Genomic DNA, 26,702 nt, shown 5'->3' on the forward strand with positions numbered 1-26,702 from the left:
CGGCGGCCGTCTTCGTCTTCTGGGCATCCTCCGGTTTCTGCCCGGGCTTCTGCGCATTCTTCTGCGCGTCGGCGGCGGCCTTCTGCGCGGCGGCCTGCTGTCTGCGCGCGGCCTCCGCGGCCTTGCGTGCTTCCTCCGCGGCCTTGCGCGCGGCTTCGGCGGCTTTGCGCGCGGCCTCCGCGGCCTTGCGCGCTTCCTCTGCTCGTTGCCGAGCTTCCTCGGCGCGACGCGCGGCCTCGGCCGCTGCAGCGCTCGAAGTTCCAGAACCACCACCCGTAGGTGACAGACCGCCCATGGAACATCCCCTTTTCGTCAGAACCGACCCCTCATTATCGGAGGAATGAGAAAACGATTTCCTCCGACACTCCTGAGGGGTCTGGATAGTTGCTGAATGAGTCCTATCCGGAAACAGGCGTTAGATACCAACAGGCCTGCCCGCATGCAGAGCAAAGACTGGCAGGGACGCGCGGCAACGCCTCGCAGCGACACGCGGTGAAAACCAGCCACCCCGCAATGTCTGACATGTGGGCCTCGCCTGCCCACGGAATGGTCTCACCAGAATTCTGGGAGCCACATCAAACCAACCAGGCGAACGGATTCGCAGTGCGAAACGTGGGAGCCCGAACAGAGTGCCCGCCGCGCGCGCCTCCGGAAACACCTCGGGCCCGAGCGGAGACTCCGCCCGGACCCGAGGTGACTTCGTCGAAGTCGCGCGTCAGTTCTTCGCTTCGGTGGCGCGGCGGATGCGGTCGAAGTCGAAGTTGGGCGAGGGGTCCTGCTTCTTGTCGGTGATGTCCTTGTGACCGACCAGGTTGTCCCCAGGCACGTCGTAGCGCTTCGCCAGGTAGGGCACGAGCTGCTCGAGCGCCTTGTACTGGGCCTCGGTGTAGCCGTCCTTGCCGTCGCCCTCGTTGACGATTTCGATGCCAATCGAGCGATCATTCACATCGCCCGGCTTGCCCGGCAGCGAGCCCTCTCCAGCATGCCACGCGCGCTTCTCGTCGCCGACGAGCTGGTAGATGGTGCCGTCCTTGCCAATCAGGTAGTGCGAGCTGACGTCGCCCCGGCCCGTCAGGTCCTTGTACTTGGATTCGAGCCAGCCCATGACCGACGTGGGCTTGCCCGTCAGCGTCTCCAGGCTGCTCTCATCCGAGGGGTCCGCGGTGTGGTGCAGGACGATGGAGTCGATGTCCTGTCCCGCGGGCCTGTCATTGAAGTTCTTGGAGGGGCGGACGACCATTTCCGGCGTCGGGTTGGTGGGGTCCGTGGAGATGGGCGTCAGCGGCTGCGGCGCCGCGGGCGCGGGCGGCGGCGTGGGGGACGGGCCCGGGCTCGGAGAGGGCGTGGGGCGCGCGGCCTTCGGCTGCTCGAAGCTGTCCACCGGCTTCGGCGTAGGGCCCGCCGTCGGCTGGGGAGGCGGAGGAGGCGGACGCGGCTCTTCGGACCTGAAGGGACGCAGGAGGGTGTTCTGAACAAAGCGCTGAAGCGGAGCAACCATGGGGTGTGGTCTCCAGGGAAAACAACGACGTGACTGGGTTATCGCGCACCCGGTGTTCCCAGTTGCGGTTTCTTCGAGAGAAAGAACCCCGCACCCACCCGGAGTTCCTCCCGGTACCACCTCACGGTTCGAGGCCGGCGACGCTGTAATGCGCGGGCGGCCCATCGAGGTCCTCGGCGGCGCCTTCGCGCCATGGCCTCGCGGCGGAACCACACATCCAGGGATCAGCCACAGGCACCATCGCGAGCGCCGTGGACCTGTAGCTGGCCGCACAGTGGCCGCGCGCGTCGCTCCCTGCTCGCGACGCCCACCGTCTCGCTGGCCGAGCAGGCCCAGGCGAGCACGACCTCACGGGCGCGCTGAGTGTTGTCCGAACATGGCATGGGTAACACAGTGGCGGGTCTGGGCGCCGTTTTGACGTGGACGCGGTAGCGTGGGCCCCTGCTCATTCTTCGATCGAGACACCCCATGCATCGTCTCCTCATCGCCGCCCTGCTCTCGCTGTCCCTCGCTGCATGCTCGGATGACCCCGACCCTTCTCCGCCGACGGATGCCGGCGCGGACGCGGGCGTTCCGGATGACACGGATGCGGGCTCGGATGCCGGGACGGATGCGGGCTCGGATGCGGGGCCTGGGCCTTGGACGGATGCGGGCAGTTCGCACGGCACGGGGAAGCTGCCGTGTGACAGGACGGGCACGGTGGTGGACGACACCAACCAGACGTATACGTTCTGTGTCGCGCAGGTGGCGGGCGTCGAGCTGAAGATTGTCGAGCCTCGCGCGGGCATCGTCCCCGTGCCGCTGAACCTGGCCATCTACCTGCATGGCGACGGGGCTCGGGCGCACACGGGAAACACGGCGCCGCGCCTGCAGGCGCCGTGGGCGTTCGACCACGACACGCTCTATGTGTCAGCGCTCGCGCCGAACAAGTGCGCGTGGTGGACGAAGCCCTCGTTGACGACGTGTACGGACACCGCGACAGCCGCGGACCGGGATGTCGCGGGAGACAATGCGCGGGCGCTGACGGAGGTCATCGACACCTTGCGCAAGCGCTGGGACCTCAACAACGAGCCCATCCTGTTTGGAGGGTCTTCGGGGGGCTCGGTGTTCCTCACGGCGAGCTTCCTGCCGAAGTACGGCAGTCGCTATCGCGGCATCTACGCGCTGGGGTGTGGCGGCGAGGCGCCGTGGAGTGGCGCGCTGGACTGGGACAGCACCCGGCCCGAGCTGCGCGGACCGACGAAGCTGTTCTATTTGTACAGCGACCAGGATGAGTATCTCCCGGACATCCGGGCCAGCATGACGGAGTACCGCAGGTTCGAGGTGCCGCTGGCGGAGAAAGTCATCGCGGGAGCGGGGCACTGCGTGTTCGACGATATCGGCGGAGTGAAGGACATCTGGGCAGAGGCGCTGGACGCGAAGTAGTCGCGGGCAGGACGCCCGGCATCGGCGGTGAGCTCCGGATGCCGGGCGTTGCGTGGGTTGGAGTCGTGGGCAGGGGTTGCTTGACGCAGTTGCCCCAGCCGCGCTTGCCATTGACGACGGTCATCTCCCAGAAGCGGGTACCGGCGTTGTAGTCGATGCTCACGCCGTCCGTGTAGCTGCTGGTGTTGAAGTGGCCGCCGATGCCGGAGAGGAGGCAGGCGACGCTGTCGGGGTTGTAGGCGAGGTTCTCGGTGAAGCCGCCTGGATCTCCGGCGACCCAGAGCCAGCCACCGTGGTTCTCGGGCACGTCGACACACACGGCGCTGCCGCCGCCATCGCCCGCGAGGTTTCCGCCGAGGTACCAGTTGAGGCCGTCACTCCAGACGCGGACATAGTCCGAGTTGGAGTTGAAGCCCCCAGAGGCCTCGATGGAGGTGAGGAAGCAGCGACGCTGCGCGGTGGCGGCGCCGAGGAGCTTCGCGGCGAAGCCCTGGTACCAGGACACCTCGGCCGTCCGGTTGGCGGCGGTGGCGAGGCACTGGATGCCAGTGGAGAGCGCCTTGCTGTTGTTCTGGCTGACGTAGACGGTCCAGTTGCCGCCGCTGATGAACGTGCCGGTGCCGCTCCAGCTTCCGGTGACGCGCGGCACGAGGTTGCCCTGGACGCCAGAGAGGAAGCAGGTGCGGTTGGTGGCGGTGCCGATGGCGGTGGAGGTGAAGCCGTTGGTGGAGGTGCCCCACCAGTACGTGCCGCCGAGGGCGACGCCCTGCTCGACCTGCGCCGGGGACTCGTCACCGGCGACGGGTGCGGTGTCCGTGGGCTGCTCCAGGGGCTCGCCGCCGCAGCCGACAGTGAGGGCGGTGAGTGGCAGTGCGAACAGCAGGTTGCGCACGGCCTGTCGTGAACACATCGAGTGCATGAGTGGGCCCATTCCTTGTGAGTGAGTCGCTGCGACGTGCTGGAGCGCGGTGATATGCGCAGGGCACGCCGACGGTGTCCCCGTGACGCGGGCCGCGGGGTGCGGACCTGTGTCATCGCGGAGCGGGGATACGCAGAGCAACTCAGGTGCCAAGGGATTGGGGGCACCGTGACGTAGGGATGATGCAGGTCTTGCACTGTTTCACGAGGAGGTCCGTGCAAGTGCTGCTCGGTGTTGCAGGGGTTGCACCGTGGGACGGTGCTCAACGCCTTTCGGCATCACGGCGAGCCACGGCTCCGCCGGCCAAGCCGGTGCCGAGCAACACCGCTGCGTGCTCAACGCCTTCCGGCATCACGGCGAGGCACGGTTGAACCTCGACCCGGGTGACACAGCCTACGACGAGTGCTCAACACCTTCCGGCATCACGGCGAGCCACGGGCGGCCTACGGCGAGGTGAGGTGCAGCGCCTGCAAGGAGTGCTCAACGCCTTCCGACATCACGGCGAGCCTCGGATTGCGCGGGCGTCGTCACGGTTTCCTGCCTGTGCTCAACGCCTTCCGGCATCGCGGCGAGCCACGGGCTACGAGGTGGACGGTTGCCTCTATGACGTCCTCTCGTGCTCAACGCCTTCCGGCATCACGGCGAGCCACGGCTGGTGACGGACCTGGCGCGGCAGGCCGAGGACGAGGGGTGCTCAACGCCTTCCGGCATCACGGCGAGCCACGGACCTCGCGGATTGGAGCCGTGCCAACTCTGGTGCAGGTGCTCAGCGCCTTCCGGCATCACGGCGAGCCACGGAAGGACCACACCGGCCGCGAGTTCCACGGGGTGAAGTCGTGCTCAACGCCTTCCGGCATCACGGCGAGCCACGGTTCGCCAACTTCAAGGAAATCTACGGGGACAAGTTGTGCTCAACGCCTTCCGGCATCACGGCGAGCCACGGCCCATACCTCGTGCATTACCTGGCCGAGGCGGTGTGCTCAACGCCTTCCGGCATCACGGCGAGCCATGGCAACTCCGGCTGGGAGAGGCAGGCATCCAGGCGGTGTGCTCAACGCCATCCGGCATCACGGCGAGCCTCGGCGGCCACAATCGGGCAGGCGGCGCAGTCGATCACCTCCAGGTGCTCAACGCCTTCCGACATCATGGCGAGCCTCGACTCGTGCTCGAAACCACCGTGCAGATCGCGTTCGACGGGTGCTCAACGGCGTCCGGCATCACGGCGAGCCACGGGGTTCACTCCGGACAACATGATGGCCCGGAAGTACGAGTGCTCAACGCCTCCCGGCATCACGGCGCGCCTCGGATCAACGCCCTGAAGTCCAGTCAGGACTATCAGGCAAAGTACTCAACGCCTTCCGGCATCACGGCGCGCCATGGTCTTGGAGCGCGCGAAAGAGATGGGCAACCCAGCGTGCTCAGCGCCTTCCAGCATCACGGCGAGCCACGGGCGGACGCCGGCACGGTCATCACGGGGGAGATCGGTACGTGCTCAACGCCTTCCGGCATCACGGCGAGCCACGGTTCCGGTTGAGCCACTGCCGCGTGACGGAGACCCGTGGTGCTCAACGCCTTCCGGCATCACGGCGAGCCACGGCTGGGTGGGTGATGGCTCCTCGCAAAAAGAATTAGTGCTCAACGCCTTCCGGCATCACGGCGAGCCACGGCCGTCCCGCATGGCAGAGTGCTCGTGCGGTCTGCAGTGCTCAACGCCTTCCGGCATCACGGCGAGCCTCGGGAATCGCCATCCGGAGAAGCTGTGGTCATTTGACCGTTCGTGCTCAACGCCTTCCGCCGTCACGGCGAGCGTCGGATCAGGCGAACGTGTTCAACATCCCCTTCAAGTAGTGCTCAACGCCTTCCGGCATCACGGCGCACCACGGCACGTATGTTCTTGCTGATAGCGGTGCGAGATGCGTGCTCAACGCCTTCCGGCATCACGGCGAGTCTCGGGTGGGCCTCGTCCTCCTCAGTGGCTACGGCGGCTGCCGGTGCTCAACGCCTTCCGGCATCACGGCGAGCCTCGGGGTCATCAGCGGGCACAGTCATACGCCGGGAATCTGGTGCTCAACGCCTTCCGGCATCACGGCGAGTCTCGGAAAGTGAATGACGAACTGCTCCCGAATTGCGGCATGACGTGCTCAACGCCTTCCGGCATCATGACGAGCTTGAGCCCCTGAGGAACATGCGCGCCATCCAGTGCCACCGAGCATGCTCAACGCCTTCCGGCATCACGGCGAGCCTCGGCGCCCAACGGCGACGTCGTCGTGCCGGGCTATACTTGTGCTCAACGCCTTCCGGCATCACGGCGAGCCTCGGGGCGCTGGAAACGAGGAGGCGGAGCTGCGCAAACAGTAATGCTCAACGCCCTCCGGCATCACGGCAAGCCACGGGAACAGAGAGGCCCGAGTGAGGCGCCCAGCGGTGCGGTGCTCAACGTCTTCCGGTATCACGGCGAGCCTCGGCATCAAGAACGCTGGCGCGAAGATCCGCAAGTAGTGCTCAACGCCTTCCGACATCACGGCGAGCCTCGGGTCGCGGTCCACGCCGCTTGCGGCAATACCGACGCTACGTGCTCAACGCCTTCCGGCATCACGGCGAGCCTCGGGGCGCGGACCAAGAGGACAAGAAATTCCAAGAGACGTCCTCAACGCCTTCCGGCATCACGGCGAGCCTCGGCCCCACCACCAACCAGCCCCAGGACAGGTGACAGTGCTCAACGCCTTCCGGCATCACGGCGAACCTCGGCAGACGTTCCTCTGCGGGTTTTCACGCTCGCGCTTCGCGAGGTTCTCAACGCCTTCCGGCATCACAGTGAGCCACGGGGATCCTCACCTGGCTGGGGACGGACCGAGACAAACGGTGCTCAACGCCTTTCGGCGCCATGGTGAGCAATGGGGCACGGCGACGTGGGTGACGACGACGCCCACCGAAATGTGCTCAACGTCTTCCGGTATCACGGCGAGCCTCGGTTAAGCGGCTGATTCTGACGGAGGTCTACGCGATGGACCTGTGCTCAACGCCTTACACCACTGTGAGTGCCTCACAATACCCAGGCGTCCTCAACACCTTCCGACATCAAGTTCCACTCACCCGACACCATCTATTCAAATATCAAAAAACACTTATCCGTGCGTCTAGCCCTGGATTCTCCAACTTCAGCCATCCGCACCTTCCGCTAAACTCCGGCATCGTCGAAACGTCGACGGTTCCATCAACAGCCTTCACTAGGATGATGGCTCACATCCGCGCGACAAAACCGCAGAAACCAACGGCCTAACAACTCAACCGCGAGGCACAGGCACGGCTCCCGCTCGCACGCTCTTCGCGAGGAGTCGGGCCGGCGAACTCACGCGAAGCTCCCGGGCCGGTCTTCCTCCATCCGAGGCCCCGCTCCCACCCGCAGCCGAGTGGGCAGGAAGAGGCCACAGCCCATATGGCGCCGCCCACCGAGTCCCTGTTCCTGGAGGCGCACGGACGAGCGCGCGGACAGGTTGCTCAGCGTGAGCGCATAACCAATCACCTTCTTCCCGGCGATGGCCACCACCCGCCTGCGGCCCACGTGCACCGTCCCTTCGCACTCCAGCTCCGCGAGGAACTTCTGGACCGAGGCGCGGAACGACGCGTCGTCAATCGCGTGCTTGAAGGTGATGAGCCGCGCGGACAGTGACACCGGAGCATCCAGCGAGAAGACCCGAGGCACGCCCAAGGTGACTTCCCCATCCCCGACGGGGAGCGTCGCGCCGTTGAGCGGGAGGAGAAGCGCCAGGGCCTCCGGCGGACAGCGGATGCGCAGCGAGCCATGGCCCACGAGGAGCGACGTCCCCCGCGCCTGTGTGCCACGCAGGTTGAAGATTCCGACGTCCTTGCGCGCATGCAATCCCGGGAGCCGGTGAGAAAGCGCGGAAAACAACGCATAGCCATGGTCCAGCGGAACCCCGCCGCCACGCGCGGGGAAGACAAGGTCAATCACAGACATGTTCATCCTCGAAATCGTCGCGACGGATGCCGCGATTGCTGGGTTGCCTGGAGCCCATGGCCCCTACCTCACGGATGTCAGACCCACGCACTACCTTTCACGTCCAGCATGGGACCCTTCTTCGACCTCGTTCTTCGTCGCCTGGTGCAGAACCATCCGGAACACCTGCTCCTGCTCCTCTTCGGCTCCGACGCACCGACCTTCGTGCACGCCGCCGACACCAGCCTTCCGCAGTCCGAGCGTCGCGCGGATGCCATCCTGGTCGTGGAGGCCCCCACGGAGCGCTTCGCCGTGGAGCTGGAGATTCAGGCGCAAGCCGACCCCGACTTCGCCCGAAGGTTCCTGGACTACACGGTGCGCATCCACCTGCGGGAGGGGCTGCCGGTGTTGCCCGTGGTCCTCCTGGTCGTCCCGGAGGCAGAAGGTGTCCTTCCGCCCTACCTCGTCCACTGTCGCGGCCGGCAGGTGCTTGCCTTTGATTTCTTGGTTGTACGACTTTGGGAGGTGGATTTCTCCCAGCCTACCCTCCAGTCGGCCACCGGACTCGTGCCCCTCTCGGTCCTGGATGCACGAGCGGGGCCCGAGCGCGCGACCTGGGCCGAGGCCCGGTTGCGACAGGCCACGGACCTCTCGTCGCAAGAGAGGCTGGATTTGCTCGTCGTCCTGGGTACCCTTACGTCACGCCGCTTCGGCAGCCACCGACCCAGCCAGTCCTTGAGGAGCATCATGATCGACTCACCTTTCTGGGATGAACTGCGCGCACAGGAACGAGCCCTCGAACGGACCCGGGAGCGCGCTCGGACCCGTGTCACCTTCGCGCGAACCCGAGAACTCACCGTGTCCCCGGAGGAGGAACAGCGCCTCGCGGCCATGGACGAATCAGAACTGGCGCGGCTCATCACCCTTGCATTCACCTCTCCAGACGCGGCCCTCCGAGCACTTCGTGAGGCCATTGGCCTGTCGACACATCGTCACTGAGAACCCGCCGGTGTTCCCGAGCGGAGCGCCAGTCTCGCCAGCAGCGCATCTCGGCGCTCCTGGAGTTTGGGATTCTTCTTCACCAACGAGCGCACGGCCTGAGCGCATTCCTCGCGGGCCGCGAGCGGCAGGGCTGACAACCTCTCCAGCCAGCTCGCCTCGAACTCATCGAGCACCTTGCGCTGCACAGTCTCGTCCTCGCGCCTCGCCTCCACCCACGCCCGGAACTCATCCCTCAACGGAGAAGGACGAGACACCGCGCGAGGAGGACCGATGACCGTCTTCTCCTCGGAGGTCAGCCTCCCATAGCCCGCGGCCGTCTTGCCTCCCACACCCCACTCACTGAGCGCCTCGCGCAAACGCTCAGCGGCCCAGGTCAGGAGGCGGACGGAGTCCTCATCCGCGCCAGGAGCCAGACTCAGCGCCACCAGGAAGCGTCCTCCAGGTCGCACCGACAGGAAGGCCACCGGATTGGGCGAGTCGTAGTCGTTCGGCCAGTCGCGCCCCTCGTACCAGGACCGCTGATGCACCGTCAGCACGTCCCTCGACAACATCCCGACCTCCGCAGGCGTGTGGACCCACAGCGCATCATGGAACACGACCTGGCCCGCGCTCGCCGCCGTCCCGGTGGCCTCGTCGCCCGGGACACCGAACAGCCGACGACATGCCTCCGCCACATCCACAGGCTCGAATTTCGCCCGCAGATAGGACGCCAGCACGCCCTTCAGCGAGGAGCCCGGAATCATCGGCACCCCCCACGTGTGGTGCAACGTCAGCCCCACGCCCGTAGGTGAGGCCATGCCGTGCCCCACCAGCAACCGGCCCACGGCCCGCACGGTGACAGTGGCGGTATGCCACTGCTTCAACGACTCGAGCCAGCGGCGATAGGCCACCCCGTAGTCCTCGGGCTGGCGCGCCAGCTCCATCCACGACAACCACTTGCGCCACGGTGAAATCTTCGCGTCCTTGTCATCCTTCTCGGGCGCGTAGCGTTCATGCGCCAGGCCCGCATGGTGTGGCCCCGATGGCTGCTCGTCCTGGAGCCGCTGCAGCTCATTGCGCATGCGACTTCCCCTTCCCCTCGTCCTTGAAGGTGGCCTGCACCGCGCGGCGGAACCACACCACCAGCCGAAGCGTCTCGCGCGTGGCCAGCATGTAGTCCTCCAGCTTCAACTCCCGCACCTTCCCAGGGAGCGCGTCCCAGCGAAGGTTCTTCTCCAGCCCTGGCAGCCCCGCATCACCGAGCGACTTCGCGAGGTCGTCCAGCAGCCGCATCGCGGCGTTCGTCTCGAGCGGCCTGTTCTCCTTCGGGTCTCGCTCGCGCTCCAGGAAGGTGAGCGCCGCAGCCAGCCCGTCACGGAGCACCGAGGCCCCCAGGCCATGCACGCGCGGCTTGTAGTCGGCGCGCAGGTCCGTCGGGACCGCCGTCACGAACTCATACGCCCGAATCGCCCGCTGCTGCTCTCGCGTCCGCTCGCTCATCGCTTCCCCTCCGCGCCACCGCCCTGCCAGGACAGCAGCCGGCACCACCCTCGCCCCACGGTGGCCTTGCCGCCCAGTTGCAGCATCGTCCCCTGCGCGCCCAGGGCGTCCGAGAGCACCTCGCTCGCCTCCAGCTTGCTCGCCGGGTCCCAGGCCCGCGTGGCGGCCATCACGCCCATGAGCAGCGTCTCCGCCGGCAGGCTCTCTTCCGTCCAGAGCTGTCCCTGCGCGGCGGTGCCTGTGTCCGGGTCGATGCTCACGCGCGTGTCCACCTGTGTCGCCGTCTCCCAGAGGAAGCACATCGTCTCGTCGTCGACGAGCACCAACCTGCGCAGGAGCATGTCCCGCTCCTCCGGAGGCAGGGCGTTCCCCAGCTCGCGCGCCCAGAGGGCGAGTTCGGCGTCGTCCTTCTCCTCCAGCTTCAGGTCCAGGTCCTCCAGGTAGATGCGCGGCGACTGACCCGGGCGACGAGACACACAGACGCTCTCGCTCCGCGACGCCACGCGCGCCGTGTGCTTCTCCAACTTCTGCACCATGGGCGGCGCCCTCGTGCCACCGGTCCGCCCTCCCCAGTCGCGACGCGCCAGGGCCAGCAGCAGTGGCGACGTGACGAGCGAGAACGTGCCCACGAAGCCACGCACGGGAAGAGCGAGCAGCCGCGCATCGCCCACCACCAGCGCACCCGCGAAATCCAGGGGCTCGTCTCCCTCGACACCGGGCTTCTTGCGCCGAGGCCCGAAGATGGCGTCACTGCGTCCCGTGTCCGACTCATGCTTGCGCGCATCGCGCAGCACGCCCTTGAGCGATGAGCCGGGGATGATGGGAATGCCGGTGGCGCGCATCCGCATCAACGGCAGGTCGATGACTCCCACACTCTGCCCCGTGCCCACGTGCAGGGGCGAGAGGGCTTGCAGCAGATAGGCTCGGCTTTCCATGGCTCAGGCTCCAGGTTCCGGGGACGGTTGCCAGACACCGGGCAGCACCTGCCCGAGCGCCTCCTCGTGGCCGCCGCCCCACGAGGCCAGCCACAGCGCGCGCAGCTCGTCGGCGGTGAAGTCGCCACCGCTCCGCTTCTCGAAGAAATAGACAGCCCCCGCAGGCACCCACCGCCGCGTCTGCCGAGGACACCGCCGCACCATGTCCCACGCGGACACGTCCTGCGCGCGCGGCACCAACGCGGCCCTCAGCACCACGGGCTCCGTGGACAGCAGGGGCAGCGTGCCCACGTAGCGGGGCGTCGGCCCCGCGTCGCGCTCGAAGCCATCCGGCAGCCAGCCCCGCTCGAAGCACGCGGGCGTGGCCAGAATCAGGCGGAGCCCTTGCGTCGCCCGTGCCAGGTCTTGGGGGCACTCGAACAGGTCCGCTTTCAGCGGCTCCACGTCCGTCAGCCGCCTGCGGCCTCCGAGGCCCAGCACGCCCCGGGGAAAGCCCTGCACTGACTTCTCCGGTTGCTCACAGGCCAGCCCCAGCGCCCACTCCACCGCGTGAGGCGCATGACCGCGCGGGCGCTCCAACCGAAGCAACTCCACGACCTCGCGCGAGTGCAGCATGGACGGCTCCGCGGCCTGGCTCTGTGCGTTGATGGCCACGTGCAGGTCGGTGCGGAACTCGGGACTGCAAGTCCCCGAGACGGTGACACTGTCTCCGCGCAGCCAGGCCATCATCTCCGCCTCGGACCAGAAGCGCGGCGCGGTGGCGGGCTTACCCTTTGACGTTCGCCGCGGGTGCCACAGCGCCTCGCGTGCGGCGTCATCATCGGGGCCCAGCGTGGCCGCGTTCGTTCCGGGCTCGGGGCGACGGGGCAAGAGACGGTCGAGGCGCTTGTGCTCACCATCGCCGACCAGTACGGCGTCCGCGGGGAAGGGCCACATCCGATGTTTCCGCTCGAAGTCCACGCCCAGCGGTCGACGCAGGGCGAGGAAGCGCTTCAGCTTCAGGCCCTCGGAGTTCCGCTCCCAATCCTGGGGCGACAGCCGCAAGCCGGCCTGGGTCGCCATGAGGTCCTGTCCCCACGCGGCTCGCAGGGCGCCCCTCACCGTCGTGGGCAGCGGCCAGGGATGCGAATGCCCACGCCCCACCTCGCTGGTGTACCAGCCGCGCCCGTCCTTCACGGACAGCCCGTCGCGCGGCAACAGCGCGAAGCACTCCTGACTCATGCGGCACCGTCCTTGTTCTCGAGCTCCAGCTTTCGACCCGCGCGCTCCAGCGTCTCCGCCACGAGCAGCCGAGACACCCACGCGTGAAGGCACGCATGCACCGCCCTCCCGCTCTGGCCCGCAAGTCCGGCCAGGCCCACCTCGTCCAATGACAAGTCCTTGGCGTTTCGCCCCGCTTCCGCGCGAGCCAGGATTCGCTCCACTTCGAACACGAGCACCTTCGACTGCGCTTCCGAGTCACCCTCCGAGACCTCCGCTGGGAATCGGCGCGCCATCGCCTCCACCTCGTGCACCTTGCTCAGCGGCAGTCGACCGGAGGACAGCAGCGCCATGTCTGTCTTCAACCGGGTCAGCGGCTCGGGATTCGATTTCCAGCCGGAGGTCCACAGGCGCTCACGTCCGGCATGTTTCGCCACGAGGATGGCGAGCGCGTCGCGGCCCGCGTCCTTGGCCGCCTTCTCCGCCCTGCGTCCGAGGTTCAGGAGTTGGCCCAGGCTCTCCAGCACATGGCCGATACCCAGCCCCACGGAGAGCGTGGGCAGGTCCACCCCTGTCCCAGCGAGCACGGGCTCCAGGTTCCGCTGGAAGGCCGTCGCCAGCGCCCTGGCACATGCCGGGGCGTCCGGAGGACAGACGAAGGCGAGCACGTCGTCTCCACCCGCGTAGACGAGCATGCCTCGGTGCTTCACCTGCACGAGTTCACGCGCCTCGGCGGTGAAGCTGGCGAGCGCGTGGGAGACCTTGCGGTGGGCCTCCCACCCTCCCTTCGCCGCGAGCCTCCGCAACGTCTCGCCCATCCGGTCTCCGTCCGCGACGAGGCAGGCCACGTAGGGATAGGGCTCCACGTCCATGACCTTGCGCAGCGGCAGGACGTACCGGGCCCCAAAGCTCGCGGCATCGTGCCTGGCGGTTTCGGGCTCACTGACTTCCTCGAAGTAGGGCTGCCACCGCTCGGGCAGCAGTAACTGTCCGTCGAAGGGGAAGGCTTTCACCCAGGGGAGCTCGGCTCGGCGGCCCCTCGTGAACTTGAGCTCTGCGCAGGCGCGAGTGAGGTCAGCGAGCTCGCGGGGATGTGCCTGGCGCGCCTTGTCCAGCCACGCGGCGAGCCCGATTCCCGGCACGGGGACGAACTGGTCCGGGTCCCCTCCGGCGCGCTTGAGCAGACCGAGGGCATCCAGCTCCTCGCGCTCGCCGATGCGCAAGCCCTTCCACTCGCCGCCCTTCGGCCGCTCCCGACGCAGGACCGAGGGGCGCCCACCATCGAGGCTCGACTTGTGCGTGCCCGCGGGAGGCAGCTTCGTCCACGCCTTGAACTCGCGCAGCGCGCGGCGCGCCTCGAGTGCGGCCTCGACCTCCTCCAGGGCCTGCTCGTAGGCATCGCCATGCTGGGGCACCCACGCGGCATGAAACTCCAGGAAGGTGTCGAGCTGCTCCTGGGCCCACTCGTTCGCGCCAGGGAGAAGCAGCGGTGCGCACTTCTCACGAACGAGCACCCAGGTGTCTCGCAAGAACTTCAGCGCGGCCTCGCGTGCGCTTCGGGCCACGGCCTCCGGGTCTCCTCCCCGCACCAGGGCGAGGACCTTGTTCGGAAAGCCCCGGACAGGCTCCGCCCCCTCCGACGTCACCTTCCTGGACGAGCCCAGGTTCGGCGCCGCGTCCTCCGAGGCCGTGAGTTGCTCAGGGTGGGGGAAGATGAGCTCGGCCCCGGCGCTCAGGAGCGCGAGCGCCATGGCGCGACTCAACCTGGAGAGCAGGTCGCTGCCGAACCAGAGGTCGCGTGTGCGACGAGACTGGATGATGAACCCCTGCACCGGGCCGACCTTGAGCACGAGCACATGTGTTTGAGCCGTCATCACCTACGCCTCCCGCGCTTTTCGCGTGTCGCCCAGCCAGGTGAAGAACGCCTCGCGCAGCGACTTCGAGCGGCGCAAGGGATTGAAGAGGGGTTGGTCGTGCTCGGCGGCGAGCTTGTCGAAGTCCGCGCGCGTCGCATCGAGCGGGTTTCCGCCCTGCATCAGGACAACCTGTCCCCCAGTGGGGTAACCCCGCTCCATCCACAGCGCGATGGGCTCGAAGCGTCCGTTGGCGAGCGGCATCGCCTTGACGATGAGTGGCGACCCGAGTCGGTCCCGGACATCCCCCCTGTTGGTCATCCACTGGAGCTGGACCTTCTCGGGTTCGAGGCGAGAGTAGGACTCCTTCGTGCCCCGCTGCTTCTGCTGGAAATGAAAGACAATGGGCAACCCAAAGCCGGCGCGCGGCCAGACAGGCGTCCGCGGATACGCCGAGCGTGGCGCGTGCTCCTCGGGATAGGCCCGTGGGTCCGGGCCCGGCTTGGACGGTCTCGCGTGGTGGCGAATCTTGTCCGCCTCCGGCCAGTTGGAGCGGCCCGCGCGGTTGTCACCGACCGGGCTCGGATTCCTGGGGCGTTCTCCCTGCGCGCCATGGGTGCCCTGGCGAAACTCGCGCAGCCATCCCAGGGCTTCCAGCCAGGCATTGTTCGCGTCCGGAGAAGCCTCACCCTTCAGGTTGCGATAGAGCCGCGCGCCTCGGAGCAGGGGAAGGTCGCGCCTCTCTCTCGAGAGCTCCGGCTGAAAGAGCGGGAGGTCTCCGAAGAGGCGCCTGAGTTCGGCACGTGACGCGTTCTTGGGAAGCCAGCCTTGCCGAGCCTCGCTGGAGACCAGGGTCACTGCGCCACAGCCTCGACGGGTCCGCGAGCCGTAGCCGTCGAAGAGGAGCCACGCACGGAAAGCATTGCGGACCTGGAGCATGGCTTCGCCTTCGGGCGCCCTCACCTCCAGGATGAACCGGAGCCCTGGCTTCCACCGCGGCGCGGGGTCTTCCTCGCGCGTCTTCCTCGCGGGCCACAGCGCATAGGACTGGGCTTCCCCCAGACTGATGTCCGAGGAGTCCATGACCGCGTCATGGACATCGCGCACCGACAGCTCCACCTGGGAGCGCCGAGGCTCCTCCTCGCCCAGCCCCATCCCGCCCCACAGCTCGCGCTCCTTGCGAGCAAAGGCGAGCCGCGCGTCGTCACCCTCGTCGGCGTAGGAATATCCATACAGCGCCCGCCACCAGAACCGCAGGTGTCCGCGCAGGGTGGGAACGCGGATGATGTCCACGTCGGACAACTGCCGCGTGACGGGCCCGCCGCCGAGGATGGGCGTGACGGTCTTCAACTCCAGGGTGAAGGACTCGAGCCGTGGGCCGCCAGGGAGTCGTCGCCCGGGTGACGGGTCCTTCGATGGCGTGGGCAGATTCAGTGGTGGCATGGACGCACCTCGACTCCTCTCGCGCCCGCCGAGGCGGAGCGGTGATGGCGACGCGTGGAGACCTCGCAGGGGAGACGAAGGAGGTCGTGGAAGTTACGGGAGGCCGATGCATCACCGACGATGGGTGACGGTGCCTTCGGCGCGGACAGGCCTTGCGCGACAGCGCACGCGGGAGCGCCGTGGCGGCGAGGCGCCCATGAGCACTGCGGCTTGGAGGTGATGAAGAGGTCAGCGTTCCACATGTCCAACGAGGAAGACGCCAACCGCGCGCGTACCCCTCGGGGCCCCGTGATTTTTCTCGGGGCCACACGTAGAGCGGCCTGTTGGTCCGACGCGGCCTCGGTCCTCACCGAAACGCAAGGAGGACCGCCAACACCAGGGCCGCAGTGCCCGAGCCCACGAGCAGGACGGGGCCGGACTACCGGAGGGCGCGGAGCTCCGCGTTCACCCGATTCAGGTCGAAACCCTCGGCATCGAACACGCCGCCCACCCACTCGACGAGCGAGTCATGCTCCTCGTGCTTCGGGTCCTTCAGCGCGTCGAGGAGGTCCTCATACCCCGAGGCGCCTCCACAGTCCTCGGGGGGACAGGCGCGGGCTCCGCCCACGCACAGCGGATAGCGGAAGCGAGGGTCCGCCTCCAGGACCTTCTCGACGAGCGCCTCGTGAGTCCACCCATCGCCGAAGTCGTACTCGTACAGCAGCGCCTGCTTCGCGCCCACCAGCGAATCGAGCGCGACCTTCTTCTCGTCCTCCAGCTTGAGTTCATCCATGCCGTCCAGGCTCGGAGGGCCAAAGCAACGGCGCCCGAGGATGAACTGGTGGAGGTGCGAGTTCGTCCACCCCATCGACACTTGCAGGGCGGCATGGAGCTTGGAAAGGGGGATGCCAGAGGGCACGAGCAGGCGGCGCCAGACCGGTGGCGACACCTCAGCCAGGGTGACCTTCAACTGGAAGATGCTGCTCTTGGGAGCGGACTTCGGGCGACGGGGCATGGAGTTGGAATCTATCAGTTCACAGCTGACGCCAGGCCGGCGCTGACGGGCAACAAGTGCGCACCCCAGCCCCCTTGTGCCGGGGCAAGGCAGGCCACTCGGCTCGCTTCCGTTTCAAGTTGGCGGTCGTCCTTCATCAACCGGAACAGCCGGCGACGAGATTTGCCTGGAAGTGGACAGAGCCATGCCTCGCGAGGTGCCCCTCATCTCCCTCAATCCCTGGCGGCCCAAGAAGTCTGTTGCCACAGCCAACAATCCACTTCAGAACGCGTCCCCTGAGCGGCAATGACTCACAGGGGCAAGTCCGCCCCGAAAGAGGCAACAGCGCCTTCGCCAATTCATGTCAGCCCGTGGCGCTACGCTTGGAAGACTCTTGAGGGGGAGTACACCATGGTGTTGGTGGATGTACTGGAGACGCACCTGGACGAGGCTGCCTTCCGGTGGGTGCAATGGGAACAAGCGCTGGAGGCTCCGGACTTCAACCTCCCAGACACGGCGGCCCGGGAGGAGCGACTGGCGGCGCACCTGCATGGATTGGTACTGGGAGGCGCGGAGGCCGCCGACGCCGTCCTCTGGCCCGCTCTCGACGCTGGGGACGTGGAGCAAATCACCGCCGCCGCCTATGTCCTGCTGGCCCAGGGACACGTGGAAGCCATCCTGAACTTGATGCAGGGTGACGTACCCGAGACGCGAGAGGCCCTCCGACGTGCGGTGGAGTTGAGCGGCGCTCCCGGATTGGGGGCGCGGCTGCTCCCGCTCCTGAAGAGGGATGCCCCCTCCCTCCAGTCCTTGCTGGTGGAAGCACTGGCCTTCCGGCACGAAGCACCTCCTGAGCTTCTCCTCCGCTACATCCTCCACGATGAGCCGCGGCCTCGGATGGCGGCGTTGTGTGCAAGCCCAGCACTGCCGGAGGAACCCCTCCGCCGGCACCTCCCACAGCTCCTGGAGTCCGAGAACGCTGGGATTCGCGCCGCGGCCATGGAGGCCGGGCTCTCCTCGGGTGCGCGCATCACATGGGAGGCCTGCCGCCAGACGGTACGCGCGCGCGATGCCCACACGCCCCAGGCCATGGTGCTGCTCGCCCTCTTTGGTACCGACGCGGACACGGCCTTGCTGGTGGACCTGCTGGGGTCTCGGGAAATGCGCCCCCATGTCCTCTGGGCATTGGGCTTCAGTGGCCGCCGCGTGGCCATGGAAGCCTGCCTGACACTTCTGGAGGAGCCCTCCGTGGCGCGGCTTGCGGGGGAGGCTTTCTCGGCCATGACCGGATTGCGGCTGGAGGGCCTCCATGCCCTGCCGCCTGGGGAGCATCCGGAACCTCTCGAACAGCAGGAGGACCCGGATGCGGACCTGACGCTCAAGCCCGAAGACGGGCTGCCCTGGCCGTGTAGGGACGCGGTGGAGTCCTGGTGGAATGAGGCCCGTCCTCGCTTCCAGTCCGAGGGGCGCTACCTGAATGGTCAGCCTCTCAATGGGCTGGGGCTGCTGGATGCCCTCACACACGGCCCCATGCGGCGCCGGCATGTGCTGGCGCGGGAGCTGGCCATTCGCACCCAGGGCCAGCACCGCATTCCCACTCGCGCCTTCACCCAGCGGCAGTGGGCGGCATTGGCCCAGGCCCGTGCGGCCTGCGCGCACCTGCGGCTGCTGCCCCTGGAGCGCACCCTTCGCTGAAGCGAGGAGCCGCCATGCAACTCACCGAGAACACCACTGGCATGTCCGCGGGCCTCACCGTGACGACCGACGTCCAGGCGCGGGAGCACTGCGTCGTCGCCCTCAAGGGCACCTTCTGCATGGACGACCGAGGGGAGCCTCGACGGGCCGAGGCGCAGCGCCCATTGACATACACGGACGAGCACCATGGCGCTCCGGAGACGACAAGCCTCCGTCAGGAGAATGACTTCGCGCTGACAAAACCCCGCGTGGACATTCTCGTGCGGGGCCATGCGGTCGCACCACGCGGTCGCGCGACAGAAGCGATGCTGGTGCGCGTGGAGCTGCCCGGCCTGCGGAAGGACCTGCGCATCACGGGAGACCGCTCATGGGATAGGGGGATGATGGGCCTGAAGCCCACACCGCCCAAGCCCTTCGTCCGCATGCCGCTGCGCTACGAGCTTGCCTTTGGCGGGGTGGATACCGCCCATCCGGAGCCGAAGTACCACGGTGCGGAACTGCGCAACCCGGTGGGCGTGGGCTTCCGGCGAAGCCCCCGCGCCACGGATGCAGTGGGGACACCGTTGCCCAACATGGAGCACCCCCGGCAGTTCCTCGAAAGATGGGATGGGAAAGCACTACCGGTGGGATTCGGCCCGGTGGGCCGAGGATGGCAGCCCCGCCTCGCCCATGCCGGCACGTACGACGAGCGCTGGCTCGCGGAGGACTATCCCTTTCTCCCTCGCGACTTCGACCCGCGCTACTTCCAGTGCGCCCCCGAGGACCAGCAGGTGGCGGGCCTTCGAGGCGGTGAGGTGTTGAGGTGCCTGGGGATGGCCGAGTCGGGCGCCTGGACGGTCACGCTGCCGCGCCTGCAGGTGCCGGTGGCCTTCCGATTCCGGGACGCGGAGGCCCGAGTGGAGGCGCGAATGGACACCATCCTGCTCGACGTGGACGCCCACGAGGTGGTGGTGACGTGGCGGGCCTCCGTGCTCCTGGGCAAGAAGCTCTCCCATCTCCGTGAGGTACGAGTAGGCCCACCTCCCCCCAGTCGCAAGGATGGGCCGGTGAAGTACGTCCGCGGCAAGCCCTACTTCCGAGGGCTGGGTGCCCTTGTCGCCTTGCGGCGTAACGCGCGGCGACCGGGCGGACAGCCATGAGCACCACTCCTTTATGCGTGGCGTCCGCGGGCATCGCCTGCCCGCTGGGACTGAACGCTGATTCGGCCGGGGCCGCCCTGCGAGCGCGAATGAATCGCTTCCAGAGGAGCCGCTACCGGGACAACGACGGCGAGCCGATTGTCCTCTCCGAGTTGTCGACGCTCGCACCCGAGGTGGGGCGCGCGGAGCGTGCCCTGGGGCTGTTGGGCATGGCGGTGGCGAGCGCCGTACGGGGGATGGACGAAGCCGAAGTGGCCCACATGCCGTTGCTGGTGGGCACGGCACCCGCGGACCGTGCCGGGAGCGTCCCGGAGGTGTTTCCCCGAGCCCTTGAGCACCTGCACCGGACCCATGGCATCAGGCTGGAGACCACGCTTTCGCGAAGCCTGGCGCTGGGGAACACTGCCGGCCTGCGCGCCCTGGCCGACGCCCGGCTCCTGCTGGCCCGCAACCCACGGCTTCCCGGGTGTCTCGTGGCCGGAGTGGACACCCTCACCAATGGGCCGAGTCTCGAAGGGCTGGTGCGGCAGGGAAGACTGCTGCGCCCGGACAACTCGGATGGAGTCATTCCTGGAGAAGCAGCGGCCTGCGTCCTGCTGACGCGCAGGGCCCGCCCCAACGAGGCCTGTCCGTTGTGGCTGACGGGCCTTGGCTTCGCACAGGAGAAGGCCACCCTCCATGCGGAAGAGCCACTGCGCGGCGTGGGCCTCGCACAGGCCTGGCGCGAGGCCCTGGCCGAGGGCGCCATGCCCGTGGAGGAAGTGGACTTCCGCGTGGCTGACGCGTCGGGAGAAGGCTATGGCTTCAAGGAACTCTCCCTGGCCCTCTCTCGCCTGCTGCACACGCGAAGAGAGTCCGTGCCCCTGTGGCTCCCAGCCGAGTCCCTGGGCGAGACAGGAGCGGCTTCCAGTATGGTGGCCCTGGCGTGGGCAGCGGTGGCCATGCGCCACGGCTATGCTCCAGGCCCTCGGGCCCTCATCTCCGCCTCCGACGTGGCTGGGGACAGGGCGGCGGCCTTGCTGCGCGGCCCAACCTCCTACACTCGACGAGGGATGCCCTGATGAAGCTCTATGCCAATGGCCACGAGGTCGCCTGCGAGGATGGAGACGGCAAGGTGGTGGCGGCGTTTCCCGATGTCTGCATGAGTCCTCCCCCACCGCCCGTCGGCCCGGTGCCGGTGCCCTACCCGAATACATCCTTCTCCCGGGACATGAAGCAGGGCTCCAAGCGGGTGTCCGTCAATGGCAAGCCCGTCATGCTGCGAGACCAGTCCTTCTACGCGACGTCGCCCCTGGGCAACGAAGCCGCCACGCGCAACTTTGGCGCGGGTGTCGTCTCTCACCAGATTGCGGGCAAGACGCACTTCATCTCCTGGTCCATGGATGTCCAGTGCGAGGGCGAGAATGTCCCCAGACATATCGACCTCACGACCTCCAACCACGGCAGCAACGCGAACAACGCGGTGCCCACCCCCAACCTCGCACAAAGCGCCACGGGCAACGCGGGACAGGCAACGCTGGAGACGTGCCCCTGTTGCAATGGCCCCCTTCATGAGAATCAGAAGGACCCCATCACTGGCGAGCCCCTCGAGAGGCTCCCTGAGATGGAATTCTATGGGCGCATCGCGCACTACCGGTTGAGCCGGCGCGCGGAGATGATGGATATCCTTCGGCAGGTGGCCGAGGGGCTGATGCAACTGCCGCCCTGGGCCACCAAGCTCGATGCCAAGTCGGGGCTCCCCGTCCAGGACAACATCATCCGGATGGGCGACGAGTGCGAGCGCGACCTCAAGAAGCTCCAGGAGCTCCGGCAGAAGCACTCGAACTGCCCCAACGTGCACGACCCGCCGGACCAGGGATGCGGTGTCCATTTCAAGGTCATGTACGCTGGATTGGCGGGTGAAGCCCGCAAAGCGTTTTCCCGACGAATCCGCTATGACTCCATCAAAGAATGGAAGAACAGAGGGTACATTATTGATGACGAGGACAAGGTGAATCACAAGACCCCGCTGGATGCTGGAGGCTGCCCTCTGTCCATGCAGAATCTTGTTCCCACCGAGGTTCTTGAAGGCGACTGCCTGGAGATTGAGGACCTCCAGACCCGGATTCAGAACATGATCCCACCCAAGAACAACGAACGCGGAATGATGTATCGGTGAGTCCATGCGCCCTTCCTATCTTCGCCGCACGTTCCTTTTGATGGGTGATGGTCTGCATTTCTCCATGCCACCTCCCCAGGACGTGGCCGCAATGAGCCACCTTGCCAGTAATGATCCCTGGCGAGTGCTCTCTTGCGCCCTGGCCAACCTCCAGCAAGGCAGGTTTGACGTTTCGCGGAGACTTGTCGGGCTCATGCACGAGACGCGGGACGCAGAGGTCTGGAACTCCTGCACACTCCTGATCTCCTACGCAGCCCCCTACTCCGTCATTCGTGAACTTGAGGCCTCGTCCGAAAGATTGCTTGAACCGAGACGCAGCCCGAATACCCGACGCTACTTCTGCGAGGTACTCGCAAGCTCAGCGGGCGTATGGGGGGTGCCACATTTGATTCGGCACTACCGGGAAATGGAGGACCGGGACGTCAAGGCCGAGGTTGAAACCTACCTCTCACAGGTGCTGGAGGCCGAACCAGGGCCTATCTGGCGAGGGCCCCAGGTACAGTGGGAATCCAACGAACTGCCGCCTCCCTTCGAGGAGTCCACGCAGAAGTTCATGGATGAGGAGTATCTCGCACTGCTCGAAAAGACCTTTCAGCAACGGGTCTCCAGTCAGAAGCTCTACGAACAGGAAGCACTCGTTGAAGCGGGACGGCTGAATATTCGGGAAGTTGCCCAACGCCTGTTGGCGCGGGTATGTACAAGCGCGTACCCGGACCGCATCGACATGGGAAGAATGGTCCTTGAATCTGCCACCGGTTTGGATTGTCGCGCGTTCTTCGACGACTCCGGCCGGCTGCAGAACCTCACGGCGGCGGCCACCATCGAGGAGTTTCTCGAACGGGGGGACGCCGACCGATACCTGCCCGGGGTCCGCTACTTCTTTGGCCACAGAATCCCGAGTTAGGATTGCCCCCGTGAATTCCAGCGGTCGAGGAAGCCTCGACGCCGAGACTGGCGCTTGCGCAGGGCCTCGAAACGGGTCGTGAATTCCTCTGGGCGCTTCTCGCGGTTGGCCAGCTCCTCCAGGTTCCCCGCGAGCCTCACGGCCTCGTCGTACTCGCGCTCGGACACCAGGCGCTCGAGCCGCGCCCAGGCGCCTTCCACGTCACGAGCCAATGTGTCCAGGTGCTCCCGATGCTTCCTCACGGCGGCGTTACGGGCTCGCTGCGCGCGGGCCTCGTCCTCGCGTGCCCTCACCAACCGACGCACTTGAGCGAGGGCCCGCAGCTCGCCACGGGTCCGCCGCGCGACACGAGGCCCTGGCGTCGCGCTCGCGAGGAAGGCTCGTCCCAGCTCGGCACCCAGCGCCAGATCCGGCTCCTCCACCGCGCGAAGGAGCCACTGCTCCTTCTGCTTCGGAGAAAGGAGACGAACCCAGGCCCGCAGCCCCGTGAGCTGGCCGCCAACCTCCGCACTTCCGCTCGCGGCGGCCGCGAGCAGGTCGACATCGAGCCCCAGCAGCTCCACGAGGGCATGCTGGGCGGCGGTGAGGCTCGCCAGCCCCGGGGGCACGGGTGGCTCCTCGGCGCCCTCGGCGTCTTCGGTGTCCTGGATGAAGCGCAGCCAGGCGAGGTAGGCGCTACGCAGGTCCCCTGGAGGAGTTCGGCACGCAGCGGCAGCAGCTCCGCCAGCGAGCCTGGCGCCATCTCTTCGTCCGCGAGGTCTTCGTCACCGCCAGGAAGGTCGAGCACGACGTGCTCTCCCACGAGCTTGAGGGAGCTGCCCGACCGGCCCGGGAAGTACCCCTTGAGGGCCTTCAGGTCCACGTGCTGTCTGGGCAGGCGAAGCATCAACCGACGCGCACCCCAGTTCGAGGAGTAGAGATGGGCGTCGAAGTAGCGCGCGAGGAGCTTCGCGGGGTCGGCCTTGAGGTCACCCCAGTGGTACTCGTTCCAGAAGCGAGAAGGGGTGATCTCCGCCCGCGTCGAGATGGCCCGCAGGTCCGCCATCTGCTTCGCCGTCAACGGCTGGTCCAACGCCACGAACTCGTAGACTTGATGCTCACTCATGAGGTCTCCGCTCGAAGCCAGGGCCCGCTCACCGCTCCAGAGTCACGCACGCCCAAGGCCGCTCAAACCTCGTCGAACCGCCCGCCATAGATGCCGTTTGCATCCAGGGCATCCTTGCAGTCTTCGTCGACGATGAGCGGAAGAAAATTGTCCCTGAGCGGGTGCGAATCCAATCCTGAGCAGAGGGGGAGTTGAACGGTACGATTCGCGCTGGCTGGTGGACCGAGGCAAGACTTTGGCCATGCCCAAGGTGACGCTGGTGGTGCCAGAGGAAGTGGCGCGGTTGCTCAGGGCCATGGAGGCGAAACCGCGCGAGGAGGCGGCCGCTGCTCGTGCCGCGGGCCTGTCCATTGGTAGCGGCGACGTCGAGGCCACCTGCGAGTCTCTCGTAACTCCGCGCATGAAGCGTCCTGGCAACCGAGGGAAGGACGAGGCTGGCCAGCACACCTCGACCTGCGCTCGCTGATGCACTCCGACCGCTGGGACGCCGCCATGGCTCGCGCCCGTGCACGCTCAGGTGAGAAGAGCTGCGTGATCAGGATTGGAGCAAGCCCCCGTGAGGCCGCGGCCGAGAGGAATGGCGCGTGTCCTTCACCGTGGTGCTCAACGCCTTCCGGCATCACGGCGAGCGACGGTTGTGGAGAGTGCGCAGAACCATGCCGCGCCGTCCTTCCGGTGCTCAACGCCTTCCGGCATCACGGCGAGCGACGGGGACTGGAGTCAGCCGTCTCTGGCGGACACCAGCTTGTGCTCAACGCCTTCCGGCATCACGGCGAGCGACGGAGGTCATCGCGGCGTGGCGCAAGCTGATGGGCGAGTGCTCAACGCCTTCCGGCATCACGGCGAGCGACGGTCCTGGTGGCGCGCTCTTCTGGGCGAATTTCAAAGAGTGCTCAACGCCTTCCGGCATCACGGCGAGCGACGGAACAGTCGGGTCTCTACGATCTCGCGCGCGAATCGGAGGTGCTCAGCGCCTTCCGGCATCACGGCGAGCAACGGGTCGGAGTCTGGGCGAAGCGGACGAAGCCCCGCCGTATCTTGTGCTCAACGCCTTCCGGCATCACGGCGAGCGACGGTGCCCATCTGAATACTTCAAGAATTCCAGCGACTTACCACCCCGGTTTTCAAGCACCCCCACGCCATGATGGACCGCCACTTCCCGCCGACACACCCACATCATCCAACCCATCAAAACTCCTGGGGTTTTCACCATTCAAGCACCTATTCACCTATCAAAGAGCATTCAACCCCGCGTCAGGACTCAGCTTTTCTTCCCTTTGCCACTCAGCAAGCCACGCCACTCACAGATGCTTGATTGTCCAACGCAGGACACCTCGGCCCTTTCGGAACTCCAAAGCAAGCCCGCCCCCCAGTCGCATCACTCACAACCTATCCACGGCCCTACCCAGAGTGCCGCGCACTCCCAAGCATCCCGCACGCAAATCAGAAACTGCCCTAAACACAGACGGACACCAGCACACGGATGGACCACTCCCGTGACACGGACGAGCCCACGAATGTTACGCGGCCTCACCCCGTCTGAAGCGTGAACACGGGCACGTAGCGTTCATCCGCGGTGCGCTCATGCACCACCACCGGCCCCACCGCATTGAGCCGCTGCCCCAGGAACAGGCAACACGCCGACGGCGCATAGAGCAGCAGATGCGTACCCGTGACGCGGTATCGGTTCCTCGCCCTCCGAATCAACTCCCGCGCCTGAACAGCGAATGCCACCGCATCCCCCGCCGAGGTGACCGCCCCATCTCCCGGGCCTCCCTCCGGCTCCAGGATGAGCACGGCGCGATACACTCCCGGGTGTTCCACCTCGAAGCGTTCCAAGTCCATCCGGGCGACATTCGTGAGCTGGAACATCACCAGCAACACCTTCCCCTCCGGGCTCGCCTCACGCTCGACCGCACTCAACCGGCGCTCCGAGGCCCCCTCGTCCGAGCGCCACAAGAACGTCTCTCCTCGAGTGAGCTGCTCGGCACGGAAGTGGAAACCCGCGGCCTCCGAGAAGTGGAAGCCCACCGCCAGCGCCAGGCTCAGCGGCAGCTTGCCCCGGAAGTCCACCAGCTCACCTTCCGGCCGGTCCGCCAATCGCTGCTTCGCCGCACGCAGCTCCGGCAACAACTTCTCGCGCCACACCGTCTCGTCCGGAAACCCGCGAGTCTCCCGGTCAAAGTACGGCGTCCAGTCCAGTTCCTCCGTCGGCGCGCGCTCCCACTTCCGACGCGCCCACCCGTGAATCCACAGGCTCACCGCGGGCCCTCCGTCATGCGGCGCGAACAACTCCCGCGCCCGCAGGAACGCCCTCAACGACTCCCGCGTCACCCGCTTGGCCTCACCCGACACCTCCACCCATTCGCGCAACCCATCCAGCACACTGGCCCTCGGGTTGACACCCTGCCGTAGCCCGAGCTGGTCCATGCGCACGTCCACCTGCGTCTCCAAATCGCGAATGCTCACGTACCCGAGCCGTAAGCGCAGATCCCCGAAGAACCCTCTCAGCTCCTCCGACGTCGCCTCACACCGCGCCCCCCATCGCGTGCATCCCTCGTTGAACGAGCCCGGCCGCGACTCGGTGAAGAACTCCGGCGTGAGCGCATGGTCCCGGCCTCGCAGATAGCGCCCAAGCCGCTCCTCCACACCCCAGTTGCTCACCAGCCACACTTCCACGGGCCCCCGCTCGCGCAGCTTCCGCCAGCTCGCGAAGAGCTTGTGCAGCAGCGAGCGCCCTTTCCCGCCAGGCACCTCACAGAGCAAGTCCAACGAGTACTGGCTCCGGTGGTCGACGTGCCACTTCACCTGCACGTAGCGACTCGCCACCCCTGAGCCTTCTCGCACGTGCAACGTGACATCGTCCGCGGCGCCCGCGTCGGGGTGCTCGATGTAGCCACACTCGAAGGGGCAGTCCTCATCGAGAAGGTGGAGCAGCTCGTACCAGCCATACAGGTGCTGATACCGGTCCCCTTCGAGTCGGGACGCGCTCTGTTCGCCCATGATCGGTCGCCTC

At 66.9% G+C, this 26,702-nt stretch carries 21 protein-coding genes, 1 pseudogene and 2 CRISPR repeat arrays; of the genes and pseudogenes, 9 read left to right on the top strand and 13 right to left on the bottom strand.

The window, feature by feature from the left end; all coding sequences use genetic code 11:
* The coding region (locus tag HUA78_RS43430) for a hypothetical protein (RefSeq protein WP_217442833.1) at window positions 1–295 on the bottom strand (295 nt) is incomplete at its 3' end.
* A 420-nt stretch (window positions 296–715) separates the two neighbouring features.
* Window positions 716–1,498, bottom strand: a complete 783-nt coding sequence (locus HUA78_RS43435; RefSeq protein WP_174458182.1) for an N-acetylmuramoyl-L-alanine amidase — start codon at window positions 1,496–1,498, stop codon at window positions 716–718.
* A gap of 468 nt (window positions 1,499–1,966) precedes the next feature.
* On the opposite strand from HUA78_RS43435, the gene HUA78_RS43440 reads away from it, so the two are divergent.
* Window positions 1,967–2,923: a hypothetical protein gene (locus HUA78_RS43440; protein ID WP_174460473.1), complete on the top strand. Its 957-nt coding sequence runs from the start codon at window positions 1,967–1,969 to the stop codon at window positions 2,921–2,923.
* Here HUA78_RS43440 and HUA78_RS43445 read toward each other — a convergent pair.
* Complete coding sequence (locus HUA78_RS43445) at window positions 2,841–3,842, bottom strand: hypothetical protein (protein WP_174478871.1); 1,002 nt, start codon at window positions 3,840–3,842, stop codon at window positions 2,841–2,843. The genes HUA78_RS43440 and HUA78_RS43445 overlap by 83 nt on opposite strands.
* Window positions 3,843–4,100: 258 nt before the next feature.
* Window positions 4,101–6,814: a CRISPR direct-repeat array (repeat unit 36 nt; unit sequence GTGCTCAACGCCTTCCGGCATCACGGCGAGCCACGG).
* Between the two features lie 377 nt (window positions 6,815–7,191).
* Window positions 7,192–7,821: a type I-MYXAN CRISPR-associated protein Cas6/Cmx6 gene (cas6, locus tag HUA78_RS43450; RefSeq protein WP_174478872.1), complete on the bottom strand. Its 630-nt coding sequence runs from the start codon at window positions 7,819–7,821 to the stop codon at window positions 7,192–7,194.
* A 108-nt stretch (window positions 7,822–7,929) separates the two neighbouring features.
* On the opposite strand from cas6, the gene HUA78_RS43455 reads away from it, so the two are divergent.
* Window positions 7,930–8,799, top strand: coding sequence for a hypothetical protein (locus tag HUA78_RS43455; protein ID WP_174478873.1), 870 nt, complete (start codon window positions 7,930–7,932; stop codon window positions 8,797–8,799).
* On the opposite strand, the gene cmr6 is transcribed toward HUA78_RS43455, so the two are convergent.
* The 7 genes from cmr6 to HUA78_RS43490 form a co-directional block, all read right to left on the bottom strand.
* Window positions 8,793–9,863: a type III-B CRISPR module RAMP protein Cmr6 gene (gene cmr6 / locus HUA78_RS43460; protein WP_174478874.1), complete on the bottom strand. Its 1,071-nt coding sequence runs from the start codon at window positions 9,861–9,863 to the stop codon at window positions 8,793–8,795. The two genes, HUA78_RS43455 and cmr6, sit on opposite strands and share 7 nt — an antisense overlap.
* Window positions 9,853–10,281: a type III-B CRISPR module-associated protein Cmr5 gene (gene cmr5, locus HUA78_RS43465; protein ID WP_174478875.1), complete on the bottom strand. Its 429-nt coding sequence runs from the start codon at window positions 10,279–10,281 to the stop codon at window positions 9,853–9,855. Before cmr5 ends, cmr6 begins: the two co-directional genes overlap by 11 nt.
* Window positions 10,278–11,216: a type III-B CRISPR module RAMP protein Cmr4 gene (cmr4, locus tag HUA78_RS43470; protein WP_174478876.1), complete on the bottom strand. Its 939-nt coding sequence runs from the start codon at window positions 11,214–11,216 to the stop codon at window positions 10,278–10,280. Before cmr4 ends, cmr5 begins: the two co-directional genes overlap by 4 nt.
* A gap of 3 nt (window positions 11,217–11,219) precedes the next feature.
* Entirely contained in the window at window positions 11,220–12,437 is a 1,218-nt protein-coding gene (locus HUA78_RS43475) for a type III-B CRISPR module-associated Cmr3 family protein (protein ID WP_174478877.1), read from the bottom strand.
* Entirely contained in the window at window positions 12,434–14,290 is a 1,857-nt protein-coding gene (cas10, locus tag HUA78_RS43480) for a type III-B CRISPR-associated protein Cas10/Cmr2 (protein ID WP_174478878.1), read from the bottom strand. The genes HUA78_RS43475 and cas10 overlap by 4 nt, the downstream gene beginning before the upstream one ends.
* Before the next feature lie 3 nt (window positions 14,291–14,293).
* Complete coding sequence (gene cmr1, locus HUA78_RS43485; protein ID WP_174478879.1) at window positions 14,294–15,712, bottom strand: type III-B CRISPR module RAMP protein Cmr1; 1,419 nt, start codon at window positions 15,710–15,712, stop codon at window positions 14,294–14,296.
* 418 nt (window positions 15,713–16,130) lie between these two features.
* Complete coding sequence (locus HUA78_RS43490; RefSeq protein ID WP_174478880.1) at window positions 16,131–16,706, bottom strand: plasmid pRiA4b ORF-3 family protein; 576 nt, start codon at window positions 16,704–16,706, stop codon at window positions 16,131–16,133.
* A 390-nt stretch (window positions 16,707–17,096) separates the two neighbouring features.
* Here HUA78_RS43490 and HUA78_RS43495 point away from each other — a divergent pair, with 390 nt between their 5' ends.
* From HUA78_RS43495 to HUA78_RS43515, 5 genes are all read left to right on the top strand, one after another.
* Window positions 17,097–18,380, top strand: coding sequence for a TIGR02270 family protein (locus tag HUA78_RS43495; RefSeq protein WP_174478881.1), 1,284 nt, complete (start codon window positions 17,097–17,099; stop codon window positions 18,378–18,380).
* A 14-nt stretch (window positions 18,381–18,394) separates the two neighbouring features.
* The gene (locus tag HUA78_RS43500; protein ID WP_174478882.1) at window positions 18,395–19,519 is read left to right on the top strand and encodes a DUF2169 domain-containing protein; all 1,125 of its coding nucleotides are present in this window, start codon (window positions 18,395–18,397) and stop codon (window positions 19,517–19,519) included.
* A gap of 89 nt (window positions 19,520–19,608) precedes the next feature.
* Window positions 19,609–20,580 (top strand): hypothetical protein, encoded by a 972-nt coding sequence (locus tag HUA78_RS43505; protein ID WP_174478883.1) that lies wholly within the window; start codon window positions 19,609–19,611, stop codon window positions 20,578–20,580.
* A complete protein-coding gene (locus tag HUA78_RS43510; RefSeq protein WP_174478884.1) occupies window positions 20,580–21,677 on the top strand; it encodes a PAAR-like domain-containing protein in 1,098 nt (365 codons plus the stop codon). The genes HUA78_RS43505 and HUA78_RS43510 overlap by 1 nt, the downstream gene beginning before the upstream one ends.
* A gap of 40 nt (window positions 21,678–21,717) precedes the next feature.
* Window positions 21,718–22,581, top strand: coding sequence for a hypothetical protein (locus tag HUA78_RS43515; RefSeq protein WP_217442834.1), 864 nt, complete (start codon window positions 21,718–21,720; stop codon window positions 22,579–22,581).
* Here the strand turns inward: HUA78_RS43515 and HUA78_RS47040 are convergent.
* Window positions 22,578–23,189, bottom strand: a complete 612-nt coding sequence (locus HUA78_RS47040; RefSeq protein WP_254624220.1) for a hypothetical protein — start codon at window positions 23,187–23,189, stop codon at window positions 22,578–22,580. The genes HUA78_RS43515 and HUA78_RS47040 overlap by 4 nt on opposite strands.
* Window positions 23,190–23,543: 354 nt before the next feature.
* Between HUA78_RS47040 and HUA78_RS47375 the strand changes: the two genes are divergently transcribed.
* Together HUA78_RS47375 and HUA78_RS43525 are read left to right on the top strand one after the other, a co-directional pair.
* Window positions 23,544–23,669 carry a hypothetical protein gene (locus HUA78_RS47375; protein ID WP_256434381.1) on the top strand — a complete coding sequence of 42 codons (126 nt, stop codon included), beginning with the start codon at window positions 23,544–23,546 and terminating at the stop codon, window positions 23,667–23,669.
* Between the two features lie 327 nt (window positions 23,670–23,996).
* Window positions 23,997–24,221: pseudogene (locus HUA78_RS43525) on the top strand (ISKra4 family transposase); the annotation flags it as partial.
* A gap of 64 nt (window positions 24,222–24,285) precedes the next feature.
* Window positions 24,286–24,762: a CRISPR direct-repeat array (repeat unit 36 nt; unit sequence GTGCTCAACGCCTTCCGGCATCACGGCGAGCGACGG).
* A 454-nt stretch (window positions 24,763–25,216) separates the two neighbouring features.
* Here the strand turns inward: HUA78_RS43525 and HUA78_RS43530 are convergent.
* Complete coding sequence (locus HUA78_RS43530; RefSeq protein WP_174478886.1) at window positions 25,217–26,689, bottom strand: SAVED domain-containing protein; 1,473 nt, start codon at window positions 26,687–26,689, stop codon at window positions 25,217–25,219.
* Window positions 26,690–26,702: the final 13 nt, after the last annotated feature.

The sequence above is a fragment of the Myxococcus sp. CA033 genome, from assembly GCF_013336625.1.
Lineage (GTDB): Bacteria > Myxococcota > Myxococcia > Myxococcales > Myxococcaceae > Myxococcus > Myxococcus llanfairpwllgwyngyllgogerychwyrndrobwllllantysiliogogogochensis.